The 12,044-nt window shown below is 65.0% G+C and carries 12 protein-coding genes; 10 read left to right on the forward strand and 2 right to left on the reverse strand.

Annotation, left to right across the window (positions count from 1 at the left end; all coding sequences use genetic code 11):
* The first annotated feature begins 61 nt into the window (after window positions 1-61).
* The 10 genes from EMQ25_RS01565 (at window position 62) to EMQ25_RS01610 (ending at window position 10,821) form a co-directional block, all read left to right on the forward strand.
* Window positions 62-670, forward strand: coding sequence for a UbiX family flavin prenyltransferase (locus EMQ25_RS01565; protein ID WP_127186796.1), 609 nt, complete (start codon window positions 62-64; stop codon window positions 668-670).
* Window positions 663-2,360 carry a UbiD family decarboxylase gene (locus EMQ25_RS01570; RefSeq protein ID WP_244606429.1) on the forward strand — a complete coding sequence of 566 codons (1,698 nt, stop codon included), beginning with the start codon at window positions 663-665 and terminating at the stop codon, window positions 2,358-2,360. The genes EMQ25_RS01565 and EMQ25_RS01570 overlap by 8 nt, the downstream gene beginning before the upstream one ends.
* A gap of 83 nt (window positions 2,361-2,443) precedes the next feature.
* Window positions 2,444-2,809, forward strand: coding sequence for a Rieske (2Fe-2S) protein (locus tag EMQ25_RS17950; protein WP_158625912.1), 366 nt, complete (start codon window positions 2,444-2,446; stop codon window positions 2,807-2,809).
* A complete protein-coding gene (locus EMQ25_RS01580; RefSeq protein ID WP_127186798.1) occupies window positions 2,796-3,158 on the forward strand; it encodes a hypothetical protein in 363 nt (120 codons plus the stop codon). Before EMQ25_RS17950 ends, EMQ25_RS01580 begins: the two co-directional genes overlap by 14 nt.
* Window positions 3,159-3,171: 13 nt before the next feature.
* Window positions 3,172-4,422: an amidohydrolase family protein gene (locus EMQ25_RS01585; protein ID WP_127186799.1), complete on the forward strand. Its 1,251-nt coding sequence runs from the start codon at window positions 3,172-3,174 to the stop codon at window positions 4,420-4,422.
* Window positions 4,423-4,564: 142 nt separating this feature from the next.
* A complete protein-coding gene (locus EMQ25_RS01590; RefSeq protein WP_127186800.1) occupies window positions 4,565-5,524 on the forward strand; it encodes a Bug family tripartite tricarboxylate transporter substrate binding protein in 960 nt (319 codons plus the stop codon).
* A gap of 69 nt (window positions 5,525-5,593) precedes the next feature.
* Window positions 5,594-6,034, forward strand: a complete 441-nt coding sequence (locus EMQ25_RS01595; RefSeq protein ID WP_127186801.1) for a tripartite tricarboxylate transporter TctB family protein — start codon at window positions 5,594-5,596, stop codon at window positions 6,032-6,034.
* Complete coding sequence (locus EMQ25_RS01600) at window positions 6,025-7,542, forward strand: tripartite tricarboxylate transporter permease (RefSeq protein ID WP_127186802.1); 1,518 nt, start codon at window positions 6,025-6,027, stop codon at window positions 7,540-7,542. Before EMQ25_RS01595 ends, EMQ25_RS01600 begins: the two co-directional genes overlap by 10 nt.
* Before the next feature lie 77 nt (window positions 7,543-7,619).
* Window positions 7,620-9,359, forward strand: coding sequence for a thiamine pyrophosphate-requiring protein (locus EMQ25_RS01605; protein WP_127186803.1), 1,740 nt, complete (start codon window positions 7,620-7,622; stop codon window positions 9,357-9,359).
* A gap of 10 nt (window positions 9,360-9,369) precedes the next feature.
* Window positions 9,370-10,821: an NAD-dependent succinate-semialdehyde dehydrogenase gene (locus EMQ25_RS01610; protein WP_127186804.1), complete on the forward strand. Its 1,452-nt coding sequence runs from the start codon at window positions 9,370-9,372 to the stop codon at window positions 10,819-10,821.
* On the opposite strand, the gene EMQ25_RS01615 is transcribed toward EMQ25_RS01610, so the two are convergent.
* Together EMQ25_RS01615 and EMQ25_RS01620 are read right to left on the reverse strand one after the other, a co-directional pair.
* A complete protein-coding gene (locus tag EMQ25_RS01615; protein WP_158625913.1) occupies window positions 10,816-11,316 on the reverse strand; it encodes a TIGR02444 family protein in 501 nt (166 codons plus the stop codon). The two genes, EMQ25_RS01610 and EMQ25_RS01615, sit on opposite strands and share 6 nt — an antisense overlap.
* Entirely contained in the window at window positions 11,309-12,031 is a 723-nt protein-coding gene (locus EMQ25_RS01620) for a GntR family transcriptional regulator (RefSeq protein ID WP_127186806.1), read from the reverse strand. Before EMQ25_RS01620 ends, EMQ25_RS01615 begins: the two co-directional genes overlap by 8 nt.
* Between the last annotated feature and the right edge of the window lie 13 nt (window positions 12,032-12,044).

Below are 12,044 nucleotides of genomic sequence, written 5' to 3' on the forward strand. Positions count from 1 at the left end.
GGCTGGGCCCCGGCATATCGGAAGGCCGCCGACAGGACGGCCACAGGGAGGAGCAGCGTCGGTGAAGCGCGTCATCGTGGGCATAACGGGTGCTTCGGGCACCATTCTGGGCGTCAGGGCGCTCGAGATCCTCAAGGGGATCGAGGGCGTCGAATCCCATCTCGTGATGTCGCCCTCTGCCGTGCGCACGCTGGGGCTCGAGACCGAATACTCCTATTCCGACGTCACGGCGCTGGCCGACGTCACGCACAATTTCCGCGATATCGGCTCGTCGGTGGCGAGCGGCTCGTTTCGCAATGAGGGGATGATCGTCGCGCCCTGCTCGGTCAAGACGCTGAGCGCAGTGGCCCATTGCAACAGCGGAGACCTGCTGTCGCGAGCGGCGGATGTCTGCCTCAAGGAGCGTCGGCGGCTGGTGCTGATGTTCCGCGAGACGCCGCTGCATGCAGGGCATATCGCGCTGATGGACCAGGCGACGCGCAATGGCGCGATCGTCATGCCGACCGTGATCGGCCTCTACTACAAGCCCAAGACCGTCGACGACATCATCAATCACCTTGTGGGGCGTGCTCTCGACCTCATGGGGATCGACAGCGGCAGCCTCGTGCGTCGCTGGGGCGAAGACGACACACCAGACGAATACGACGAGGGGGAAAGCCGCGATGACTGATCGCGCCGCCACCAACCCCCACGCACGAACCGAGGACCACGCCATGACCCAATCCAAGCCCCCCTATAACGATCTGCACGACCATCTGGCCGAGCTCGAGCGGCGGGGGCTCCTGACCCGCGTCGATCGCCAGATCGACAAGGACAGCGAGATGCATCCGCTGGTGCGCTGGCAGTTCGTGGGCGGCATCCAGGAGAAGGATCGCAAGGCGTTCCTCTTCACCAACATCGTGGACGGCAAGGGCCGCAAATACGACATTCCCGTGGTGGTCGGCGGCATGGCGGCCAACCGCGAGGTCTATGGCACGGGCATGGGCTGCTCGGTCGATGCGATCCAGGCCAAATGGGACCACGCGATCGCCAATCCGATCGACCCGGTCGAGGTGACCGACGCGCCCTGCCACGAAATCATCGAAGACGGCGAGATCCTTTCCCAGGAGGGCCACGGGCTCGATCTGTTGCCGATCCCCGTCTCGACGCCGGGCTTCGACAGTGCGCCGACGCTGAGCGCAACCAACGTCATTACCAAGGATCCCGTTACGGGCGTTCAGAACATGGGCACTTACCGGTGCGCGCTGAAGGCGTCCGACCGGCTCGTGGTGCGCATGGCGACCCGCGTCGGCGGGGCCGGGGGCTACCAGCACTATCTCTCGCACAAGGAGCGTGGCGACAACGAGATGCCGGTGGCGATCGTGCTCGGTTGCCCGCCCTATGTCGCCTTCATGGGGCCCCAGAAGCTGCCGATCGGGGTCGACGAGTTCACCGTTGCGGGCGGGCTTGCCGGCGCGCCGATCAACGTGGTGAAGGCCAAGACCGTCGACCTCATGGTGCCGGCGGAAGCCGAGGTCGTGATCGAGGGCTATGTCGACACGACCAAGGTCGAGCCCGAGGGCCCGTTCGGGGAATCGCATGGGCACGTGGCGCTCGAAGAATACAACATGCCCATGCGCATCACGGCGGTGACCCGCCGGCGCGATGCGGTGATCCCCTCCTATATCAGCCAGGTGGCGCCGAGCGAATCCAGCGTCATCAAGCGGGTGGCCTACGAGCCGCTTTTCCTGCGCCATCTCCGCGACACGATGAGCATCAAGGGCGTCAAGAAGGTGTCGCTGCACGAGCCGCTTACCGGGCTCCTGCGCGTCACCGTCATCACCGTCGCGCCGAACACGCCACGCACCGAGATCTGGCGGGCGCTCTATGGGGCAGCCTTCTTCAAGGGCGACTGCGGCAAGATCTGCATCGCGGTCAATGAGGACATCGATCCCGACAGCCCCGACGGCATCCTCTGGGCGATGGCCTATCGCTCGAACCCGATCGCGGACGTGCAGACGCTGGCCCATCGCGGGCAGGGCCACGGGCCCAAGCGCGAGGCCGAAGGCGAAGAGGATTCCACCCTCCTGATCGACGCTACGATGAAGTCCCCGATGCCGCCGCTCGCCCTGCCGACCCAGGACTACATGGAGCGCGCGAAGGGCATCTGGGAGGAGATGGGCCTGCCCAAGCTCACCCCGCAATCGCCCTGGTTCGGCTACTCGCTGGGCGAGTGGCACAGCGAATGGGATGCCGCCGCAGCCCGCGCAGCACAGGGGGAGTATCTCGAAAACGGCAAGATCAGTCTTGGACGCCAGATCCCGTGGGTGAAGCCGGAAACGCGCTTTTCGCCCGACCAGGAGACTCCGCCCAAGCGCTGAGCTTGACCACGACCCGGACCAAACCTAAAACTCGTACGGAAGCATACAATATGCTTCATAACGGAAACGAACGAGGAATGAGGATGCAGGAAGTTCTGATCTGCAAGCATGGCGACATCGAAGATGGCACCGTGCGCATCGTCCGGGTCAACGAGTACGACATCGGCATCATCCGGCAGGGCGGGCGCTACTACGCCTACCGCAATCGCTGTCCGCACCAGGGCGGGCCGGCCTGCGAGGGCGTGCGCATGCCCGGCGTCTATGACGACATCGACGAGAACGGGCTCTTCCACGGGCAGAAGTTCGACGAGGACGACATCCACATCGTCTGCCCTTGGCATGGCTACGAATTTCACCTCAGCGACGGCACCAATGTCTGCGACCCGAAACTGCGCCTGCGCAAGTTCGACGTCATCGAAAGGGACGGCAATGTCTATGTCAGCGCTTAAGGCGGTACCGGCCCAGACGCCGGATGATGCCGAGAAGTTCGCAAGCCTTGCCAGCGACATCGCCGCGCTTTGCGACGATGCGATCGCCACTGGTGAGATCGAAGCGCTCTCCAACGAGGCGCTCGGCCAGGTGATGGCGAGCGTGGTGCGGCTCTACGCGGCCAAGGCCGAGAACGGTGCCAAGCTGATGCCTTTCGGGCGCAACAGCGTGCCCACCCCGACCGATGTCTGCATCACCAGCCTCGCGCTGCTCGATGCGGGCGGGATCGAGGTCTTCGAGCTCGGGCTCTGGGAAACCATGAGCAACATCCGTCCCGCCAAGGCCACCGGCCTTGCCGATGCCTCGTGAAGGAGCCCAAGCCATGAGCAATGCTGAAGCGGCCCCGATCCCCGATTTCCGGGACATGGCCACCGAACGGTTCGACACCTCGATGCACCTGGCCAATGCAGCCCGGCAGGCCGACGAGCGCGGCTATGAGGACTTCCTCATCGTCGACGTCGATTCCCATCATTACGAGAACGAGGCGTCCGCCGAGATCGCCGAATTCATCGACAACCCGATCCTGCGCCACGAGGTCAAGTACCAGGGCATCTCGCGCAAGGGCATCACGACGGGTTTCGGGCAGTATCAGGAACTGGGCGGACGGGTAACGCGCTATCCGCTGCGCAAATCCGAACACGTGCCCGAGACGCCGCACCGCGACATCACGCTGATGCGGCGCTGGATGGACGCCATGGGCGTCGACATCGCCTGCATGTTTCCGACGCCGCTGCTCAATCTCGGGCTCGTGCCCCGGGTCGATCTCGAGGTGGAACTCGCCGATGCCTACAATCGCTGGCTCTGCGAGACCATCCTGCAGGAGGACAGCCGGCTCAAGTCGATGCTCTATCTGCCGTTCAACGATCCCGAGGCGTGCCTCAAGACGATCGAGAAATACGGCGACCACAAGGGCGTCATCGGCTTCATGGTCACCTCGACGCGCTATCGCGGCGTCTATGACAATGCCTATGCCAAGACCTACAGGGCGCTCGAGGAGCGCAACCTGCCGCTCGGCTTCCATACCGGGCTCGGCGGGCAGGAGCCGGGGCTCTCTACCTGCAACCGGTTCCTGACGCTGCATGCGCTCGGCTTTGCCTGGCACAACATGCTGCACCTCTCGAACTGGGTGATCAACGGGCTGCCCGAGCGCTTCCCCAAGCTCAAGACGCTGTGGATCGAGGCGGGCCTCGCCTGGATTCCGTTCGTCATGCAGCGGCTCGATAACGAGTACATGATGCGCCCCTCGGACGCGCCGCTGCTCAAGAAGAAGCCCAGCGATTACATGCGCGACATGTTCTACACGTCGCAGCCCATGGAAATGGTGAACAATTCCAAGGCGTTGGAACTCACCTTCGAGATGATCGACGCGCCCAACCAGCTGCTCTACTCATCCGACTATCCCCATTGGGACATGGACCTGCCGAGCACGATCTACGACCTGCCGTTTCTCGACCAAGCCGCCAAGCGCAACATCCTGGGCGGCAACGCCCAGCGCCTGTTCAACCTCGAACCCATCCTTGCCGAGCACAAGCTTGCAAAGCAGGCCGCCAAACGACAGGCGGCGCCGGGATGACGCATACCGGTGCGGCGGTCCGGGGAGGCTGCCGTACCGGACCCCGGCGCCCCGGCAGGTCCGGGCACGCCACCGCTCCCCGGGGCGGCAAGAACGACACAGACGAATTCTGTCATCGACACACTTCAAGGAGGAACCAACAATGAAGCTGTCTTCACTCACTCTCGCTGCCATAGCGGTAGCCGCGGTCTCCGGCACCGCCATCGCTCAGGATTTCCCGACCCGGCCCATCCAGCTCGTCGTGCCCTTCGGGCAGGGCGGCGCGACCGACCAGGTCGCCCGCATGATCGTGCCGGCGCTCGAGGAAGAGCTCGGCCAGCCCGTGGTCATCATCAACCAGCCGGGCGCCGGCGGTGCGGTGGGCCTTGCCAACCTCGCGGTTGCGCGGCCCGACGGCTACACCATTGCTGTGGGCTCGGATTCGACGCTCGGCGCCCGCCCGATCATGGATTCCTCGAGCTATACGGCCGACAGCTTCGAGATGATCGCGACGCTCGTCGATATCCCGTCGGGTATCGCGGTTCGTGCCGACAGCCCCTACGAGACGCTCGATGATCTCGTCGAGGCGCTTCGCACCGAGCCGCTGACCTGGTCGGGATCGGGCATCGGCTCGGGTCCGCATCTGGCGGCAGCCGTGTTCCTTGGCCAGAACGATCTTCAGAACACCTATGTGAACAGCTCGAGCGGGCAGGAAGCCATGGTCAAGCTGCTTTCGGGCGAGATCGAGTTCCTCTCGGGTGGCGGCTCCAACTTCCCCCCGATGTTCGACGAGAACGGCAATAGCGACATCCGCGTGCTCGGCCTCGCCGCCGAGGAGCGCTGGGAGTACATGCCCGACGTCCCGACCTATCGCGAGCAGGGCTATGACTATCTGCGCTCGCAGTGGTTCGGCCTCGTTGCACCAGCCGGCACGCCCGAAGTGGCTGTGACCAAGATCACCCAGGCCGTCGAGAAGGCTCTGGCCGATCCCGAGTTCCAAGAGCGCCTCGCGAGCTTCTACTTCGCGCCCTACTACCTCAACCCCGAGGAGATGCGCGCGCAGGTTGCTGCCGAAGCCGAGGAATTCCGTCCGATCCTCGAAGAAGTGGGTCTTGCCGAGTAAGGCAGCATCACAGGCGGCCGGCCCATCGGGCCGGCTGCTCATCGCTGGTCAGCACGGGAGGGTGGAGCAATGGCCATCAAGCATGAGGATACGGTCAGCGGCGCGACGCTGGTCGGGATAGGCGGCATCGTGATCGCCCTGTCCGCAAATATGGGCCGGGGCGCAGCAGGCGCAACGCTGCCGCCCAACTTCTTTCCCCTGATGTGTGCCTTCGGGCTCATCGTGTGTGGGGTGATCCTGCTCGTGAAGGGTCTCCGCTCCGAAGCCGGCCCGCTGCCTGCGCTGGTCGATACCCGCATTCTCGTGGTCGGCGGGCTGCTTGCGATCTTCTACTGGTTCTTTGCCGATATCGACTTCCGCCTCGGCGCCTGGGCGCTCGCCCTGGTCACCATGCTGATGTTCGGCATCCGCAACGTGCTGCAACTCGTCCTCATCCCGCTCGGGCTCGCGATCCTGCTCTATCTCGCCTTCACGCGCGGCTTCAACGTGGTGCTTCCGACATGGATCTGATTGCTTTTGGAGACGTCGGCGGCGCCATCCAGGCGGTCGCCAATCCTTGGGTGCTGCTGGCGGTAACGGCCGGCGCCGTGATCGGCATGATCTTCGGGGCGGCGCCCGGGCTCACCGCAACTTCGGCCATCGCGCTCTTCCTGCCCCTGACCTATGTCATGGGCCCCACGACCTCGATGGCGCTCCTGCTCGGCATCTACTGCTCGGGCTATTTCGCCGGGTCGATACCGGCCATCCTGCTCAATACACCTGGCGCGCCGGGTTCGGCTGCAACCGCGCTCGACGGCTACACCATGGCCCAGCAAGGGCAGGGTGACCGAGCGATTGCGACAGCAGTCGTCGGCTCGTTCGTCGGCGGGATCTTCTCGCTTTTGCTGCTCGCGCTGGTCGCGCCGACGCTGGCGCGGGTGGCGCTGAGCTTCACCTCGGTCGAATATTTCGCGTTCGCCTTCGTCGGCATCGTGTGCGTGGCGGGTATCTCGCGCGGCTCGATGACCAAGGGCATCGCTGCGGCCTTCATCGGCATCCTCGTCAGCACAATCGGGCTCGATCCGGTGAGCGGGGTGGGCAGGTTCCTGATGGGCCAGCCCAACCTCATGGCCGGCATCCCGACCACAGCTGCGCTGATCGGGCTCTTTGCCATCGGGCAGATGCTGCTGCAGACGCGCAAGCGCGACATGACGCTCGAAATCCTGCCGGTGCAGGAGCGGACGTCGAACCGCGTCGTGCTGCTCGACTACTGGCGCAACAAATGGCTGGTCTTCAAATCGGCCTGTATCGGCGCGCTCATCGGCATCCTGCCTGGAACGGGTCCCTCGATCGCATCCTGGGTCAGCTATGGCGATGCGCTGCGGACTGCCAAGAAGGGCGACAAATACGGCAAGGGCGAACCCAAGGGCATCATTGCCTGCGAGGTGTCCAATAACGCGGTGACCGGTGGCGCACTCGTTCCGCTCCTGACGCTGGGCATTCCGGGCGATCCGGTGACGGCGGTGCTGATCGGGGCACTGATGATCCAGGGTATCCAGACCGGGCCCTTCCTCATCCCCAACAATCCATCGCTCTTCTTCTCGATCCTGCTGCTGCTGTTCATCTCGAACTGCCTCATGCTGGTCATGGGCCTGTCTGGCCGGAAACTCGCGGCCAAGGTGCTCCAGATCCCGATCGGGATCATGGTCCCCTCGATCTTCATCGTTGCAGGCGCAGGGGCGTTCTCGCTGGCATCGAACCCGTTCGACGTGAAGCTGATCCTCATCTTCGGGCTCATCGGCTATCTCATGAACCGCTTCAAATTCCCCACCTCGCCAGCGGTGCTGGGGATCGTTCTGGGTCCGATCCTCGAGCAGAATCTGCGCAATGCGCTGACGGCGAACAACATGGATTTCACCGTGTTCTTCACCCGGCCGATCAGCGCGGCGAGCCTCGCGATCACGGCGTTGCTGCTTTATGTGTGGCTGAAGCCGAACCGCGATGCGGACGTGGAAGAGGCAACCAAGCCCGCCAAGTGAATCGAGGGGCGCCGTCGAGGCGCCCTTTTTTCTCGCCGGCGGGAGGGCCGGCGTACCCTGACTGGAGGGAGGACAGGATGAACGCCTGGACCGAGATTGCGGCCGAGACGCTGAGCGCCGCGCATTTTCTGCTCGAAGGCCTGAAAGAGGTCGGCATCGAGTATCTTTTCGTCAACATGGGGACCGACCACGCCCCCCTGATCGAGGAGCTGGCGCGCTGGAAAGCCGAGGGGCTGGAGCCGCCGGCGCTGGTCATCTGTCCTCATGAGAGCACTGCAGCGCACATGGCGGGCGGCTTTGCGCTCGCAACAGGCCGCGGACAGGCGGCGCTGGTGCATGTCGATGTGGGGACGGCAAACGCCGCCATGGGCATGCACAACATGGCGCGCAGCCGGCTGCCCATGATGCTGCTGGCGGGCAAGGCCCCATACACCAGCCATGGCGAGCTTCTGGGGAGCCGCGACAATTACGTGCACTTCATCCAGGAGCCCGCCGATCAGGGCGCGCTCGTGCGGCCCTATGCAAAATGGGAATACACTCTGCAATCGGGGGTGACGGCCAAGGAGGTCGTGAGACGCGCCCATACCATCATGCAATCGGGCGCGCGCGGACCGGTCTACCTGATGCTGCCGCGTGAGGCGCTGACGCAGGAGGTTGAGGTGTCGGCCGTCGCGTCCTTCCCGACGCACAAGCATGGCCCGGCCGAGCCCTCGGGCATCGAGCAGATTGCCATCGCCGATCTCGCCGAGCGGCTGATGAAGGCCGAGCGGGGGATCATCCTGACGTCCTATGGCGGGCATACCGAAGGGACCTCCGAGGCCATCGACCGGCTCTCGCAGCTGGTGGGGATGCGCGTCTTCGAGCCCAATATGGTCAGCAATATTTCCCATGAGATGGCCTGCTTCAGCGGCTTTGCGGCCGGCAAGCATCTGGGTTCGGCCGATGTCGGGCTGATCGTCGACAGCGACGTGCCCTGGATGCCGTCCCAGCAGCGGCCCAATCCCGACACCTATTGGGCTCATATCGACGTCGATGTCCTCAAGCCCAGCTCGCCGATCTGGAGCTTTCCTGCGGACCGGCGCCTCGAAGGCAACAGCGCCCGCATTCTCGGCCAGCTCATCGATTACATCGAAGAACGCGCCGACGCGGGTCTGCGTGCCGCCGCGGCCGCGCGCGTCGAAACGATCCGTGCCGAGCGTTCAGCGATGAAGGCGAAGGCGCGCGAGGCCGCGGCCGATCCCGGCAGCAACGGGGCGATCAACCCGCGTTACTTTCTTTCCGAGCTGGGCAAAGCGCTGCGCGAAGACGACATGATCCTGCATGAAGCGGTGCGCAACCAGCCGGCAATGGTCCAGCAGATCGCGCGGAGCCGGGGCAACACCATGGTCCGGACCGGGGGCGGCGGGCTCGGCGCTTCGGGCGGCATGGCGCTCGGCTATAAGCTCGCGAAGCCCCAGGCGCTCGTCGTCCAGATCATCGGCGATGGCGGGTTCTTCTACAACAATCCTTCATCGGTCTACGCCGTCTCCCGCCAGTACGACCTGCCGATCCTGACCATTGTTCTCGACAATGCGGGCTGGTCGGCGGTCAAGGAATCGACGCTCCGGGTCTATCCGGACGGCCATGCGAAGTCCGCCGAAGATTTCGGCTCGCAGATCGAGCGGGGCACGCGCTTTGCGGTGATGGCGGAGATGTTCGGCTTTGCAGGCTTCACGCTCAGCGATCCTCTCGAGGTGAGCCGGGTGGTGGCCGAGGCGGTCGAGACCGTGCGTGGCGGACGGACGGCAATCGTCCATGTCCACGTGCCCGATCATTGAGGGCAGGCCGATGACAAAGACACATGATGCAGCGCTTCTCATCAACGGGGCGTGGATCGGGCCAGACGAGCGGGCGAGCGAGCCGATCGAGAATCCGGCAACAGGCCAGCCGATCGGCCGGGTGCCTCACGCGCGCCGGGACGATATCGAAGATGCTCTTGCCGCTGCCGATCGAGCCTTTCCCGGATGGAAGAACACTCCGCCCATCGAACGCAGCCGGATCATGCGGCGGGCCGCGGATCTCATCCGCGAACGGAGCGAAGAGATTGCTGCCGCCCTCGTACTTGAACAGGGCAAGCGTATCGCCGAGGCACGCATCGAGATCGCCGGTGCCGCCGAGCACATAGACTGGATGGCCGAGGAAGGCCGACGCACCTATGGCAGGATCGTGCCCGGTCGGGTGCAGGGCGTGCGGCAGAGCGTGCTCGTCGAGCCGATCGGGGTCGTGGCTGCCTTCGCGCCCTGGAATTTCCCCGCGACTACCCCGGCCAAGAAATTCGCGACGGCGCTTGCCGCGGGGTGCTGCTGCATCCTCAAGGGCGCCGAGGAGACGCCGCTGACGGCGGTTGCCTTTGCGCGGGCGTTCACCGATGCCGGTGTGCCCAAGGGCGTGATCGGGCTGCTCTTCGGCAATCCGCCCGAAATCTCCGAAACGCTGATCAGCTCTGAGATCGTGCGGAAGGTGAGCTTTACCGGCAGTCCCCGAGTGGGGCGCCAGCTTGCGGCGCTGGCGGCGTCCTTCGGCAAGCCCGCGACGATGGAGCTTGGCGGACATGCGCCGGTGCTCGTCTACGCGGATGCCGATCTCGACGACGCGGTCGCGCAGGCCGTGGCGGCGAAATTCCGCAATGCCGGCCAGGTCTGCGTGTCTCCTACCCGGTTCATCGTCCAGGAGCAGGTCTACGAGGCCTATCTCGAGCGCTTCGTCGCGCGGGCGAGCGCGTTGCGGCTCGGTCCGGGCGATAAAGGTGGGAGCGAGATGGGGCCGCTTGCCAACCGGCGGCGGCTCGGGGCGGTACAGGCCATTGTCGAGGATGCGCGGAAGGCCGGCGCGACGGTTAGGACCGGCGGCGAAACCTTCGGCAATGAGGGGTACTATTACCGCCCGACGGTGCTTACCGACATCCCGGAGACGGCGCGCGTGCTGCATGACGAGCCGTTCGGGCCGATTGCAGCCTTCATGCCGTTCTCGGACCACAGGGACGGGCTCGCCAAGGCGAACGCGACCGTCTACGGGCTCGCGGCCTATGCCTTCACCCAGAATGCGTCGCGCCAGATCGCGCTCAGCGAGGGCCTGCAGGCGGGGCTGATTGGGATCAACACGTTTGCCATCAACGGGCCGGAGACGCCCTGGGGTGGCGTGCGCGACAGCGGCTATGGCCGCGAATCGGCGATCGAAGGGCTCCAGAGCTGTCTCGTCAGCAAGTTTGCCGTGCAGAAGATCGATGCCGGGGCCCTATAGCCGGGCAATGAACCGGGCAAGGAGGCGCTCGCGCGCAGGCTCTGGCAGTGGCCGCGCGAGCCGAACTGCGTAGGCGTCGAGATTGGCGCTGGCGGCCTCCATCGGATCGCCAGTACGATCAGCAGGGGGTGCCTCGGCTTCGAGAGCGAACTGCTCGAGCTTTTCGGCGTCGAGTTCGGCCTTCTTGATGACGGCGCGCAGCCTTTCCTGCCCCGCCTTGTCGGGGCGGTAGCCGAGCGGCTTGAGCCGCGTCCGCAATTCTCGAAGAGGCACGATCGTCTCCTCGCGCCAGGGCGCTATGGCTGCGTCCAGCGCCGCAACCGCCTCGGACGAGAGCACTTCGCCCCGGCTCGCCCGGAAGAGCATGTAGAGCACGAGATTGACGTCGGCCCCCGCTTCGCCCTGGACGGCAAGGCAGGCTTTCTGTGTGTCTGCATCGTCGTAAAAGCCAAGCGAATAAGCCCAGAACGCGCCTTGAGGCGGAGCTTCAGTCATCGCGTCGACCCTCCAGATCGGCCTCCAGCCGGGCGAGCGCTCCGCGCGCCACCGAGCGCACGTGATGCTCGATCGCATGCTCTGCCGCTGCCACGTCGCGGCGCGCGACTGCATCGAGGACGTCTCCAAGCTCCTGGGAGCGGAGCGCAGTGTTCTTGGGCCGGGCAAGGGATCGCGCACGAAGGTAGCCGATGCGGTTGAAGAGCTGCTCGAAGACGGTCTGCATCGAGGCGTTGCGGGCCTCCCCGAACAGCGTCCGATAGAATTCGGACTTCAGCCTCAGAAGTTCGGTCAAATCTTCGGTGGCAAGGGCCTCGGCAAACCGCTCGCCCAGGGCGCGCAGATGCTCGAAAGCGGTCTCCGGCGCGCGTGCGATGAAAAGCGCGACCGCCGCCCGTTCGAGCACGATGCGGAACTCGTAGATCTCGCGCGCCTGATCGAGGGTCAGGCTCGCCACCTGCGGGCGGCCGCGCGGACCGACCGTAACCAATTGCTCGATCTCGAGCTGACGAAGGCTTTCGCGCACCGAGGTGCGGCTGACCCCCAGCGCGGCGCAGAGATCCTTTTCAAGGAGGCGCTGGCCGGGCAGGTAGACGCCATTGACGATGGCTTCGCGGATGCGGGCGAGGACGCGGTCGCGCAGGAGCTGGCTGGGCTGCTCGATATGCATCGAGAAGCCAGCATCGCCCTTTGAGCCCGTCAGTTCGTCCTGCATGCAGCGCCTTCTC

It is taken from the genome of Arsenicitalea aurantiaca, assembly GCF_003994485.1.
In the GTDB taxonomy this organism is placed as follows: domain Bacteria; phylum Pseudomonadota; class Alphaproteobacteria; order Rhizobiales; family Devosiaceae; genus Arsenicitalea; species Arsenicitalea aurantiaca.

What these genes read in the sequence shown, in the direction of transcription:
- EMQ25_RS01570 (WP_244606429.1), top strand. Translation starts at nt 663, where the DNA reads ATGACTGATCGCGCCGCCACCAACCCCCACGCACGAACCGAGGACCAC.
- EMQ25_RS17950 (WP_158625912.1), top strand. Translation starts at nt 2,444, where the DNA reads ATGCAGGAAGTTCTGATCTGCAAGCATGGCGACATCGAAGATGGCACC.
- EMQ25_RS01580 (WP_127186798.1), top strand. Translation starts at nt 2,796, where the DNA reads ATGTCAGCGCTTAAGGCGGTACCGGCCCAGACGCCGGATGATGCCGAG.
- EMQ25_RS01585 (WP_127186799.1), top strand. Translation starts at nt 3,172, where the DNA reads ATGAGCAATGCTGAAGCGGCCCCGATCCCCGATTTCCGGGACATGGCC.
- EMQ25_RS01590 (WP_127186800.1), top strand. Translation starts at nt 4,565, where the DNA reads ATGAAGCTGTCTTCACTCACTCTCGCTGCCATAGCGGTAGCCGCGGTC.
- EMQ25_RS01595 (WP_127186801.1), top strand. Translation starts at nt 5,594, where the DNA reads ATGGCCATCAAGCATGAGGATACGGTCAGCGGCGCGACGCTGGTCGGG.
- EMQ25_RS01600 (WP_127186802.1), top strand. Translation starts at nt 6,025, where the DNA reads ATGGATCTGATTGCTTTTGGAGACGTCGGCGGCGCCATCCAGGCGGTC.
- EMQ25_RS01605 (WP_127186803.1), top strand. Translation starts at nt 7,620, where the DNA reads ATGAACGCCTGGACCGAGATTGCGGCCGAGACGCTGAGCGCCGCGCAT.
- EMQ25_RS01610 (WP_127186804.1), top strand. Translation starts at nt 9,370, where the DNA reads ATGACAAAGACACATGATGCAGCGCTTCTCATCAACGGGGCGTGGATC.
- EMQ25_RS01615 (WP_158625913.1), bottom strand. Translation starts at nt 11,316, where the DNA reads ATGACTGAAGCTCCGCCTCAAGGCGCGTTCTGGGCTTATTCGCTTGGC.
- EMQ25_RS01620 (WP_127186806.1), bottom strand. Translation starts at nt 12,031, where the DNA reads ATGCAGGACGAACTGACGGGCTCAAAGGGCGATGCTGGCTTCTCGATG.